General features: G+C 58.4%; 1 protein-coding gene. It reads left to right on the top strand.

What is annotated here, in order from left to right; all coding sequences use genetic code 11:
* On the top strand, positions 1–350 hold a 350-nt coding region (locus tag ACR3FF_RS27350), incomplete at its 5' end, for a transposase (RefSeq protein WP_458191248.1).
* Positions 351–550: the final 200 nt, after the last annotated feature.

Below are 550 nucleotides of genomic sequence, written 5' to 3'. Positions count from 1 at the left end.
CGGCGCTGACGATCTACGCGGAGCTAGGTGGGATCGACCGGTTTGACGGTGACAAAGAAGTCGTCAGTTACGTCGGATTGAACCCGGTGATCCGCGAGTCAGGCGACTCGCGGATCGAAGGGAGCATCTCGAAACGTGGATCAGGTCGTGTGAGATGGCTGCTTGTGCAAGCAGCTAACACCGCGGTTCATACGTGTAACGACGAGTATTTGAGTCGGTTCTATGACCGGTTAGCAAGCCGGAAGAACTCACAGAAAGCAATCGTAGCAGCAGCTCGGAAGATGCTGGTGTCGATCTACCACATGCTTGATCGGGGAGAAGTGTACGATCCACCTGGTGTGACCGCATAGAGGGAGATCTGAGGGCCGCCGACCCGGCGGCCCTCAGTGGCCGGCCGAGGCCAGCGGGAGCAACTGCTATCGCCCGACTGCGACCGCACCGCAGACACGTTCCGACCGCCTACCGGCTGTGAGGACAGCAGATACGGGAACGGCGTAATTATTTTGTCGCCAGCGGTGGTTTGTTCGGTTAGCAGCGTTTCCATAGGTGA

The sequence above is a fragment of the Haladaptatus ordinarius genome, from assembly GCF_054177595.1.
The sequence above is the reverse complement of the archived record's forward strand: the minus strand, read 5'-3'. Positions and strand labels throughout refer to the sequence as shown.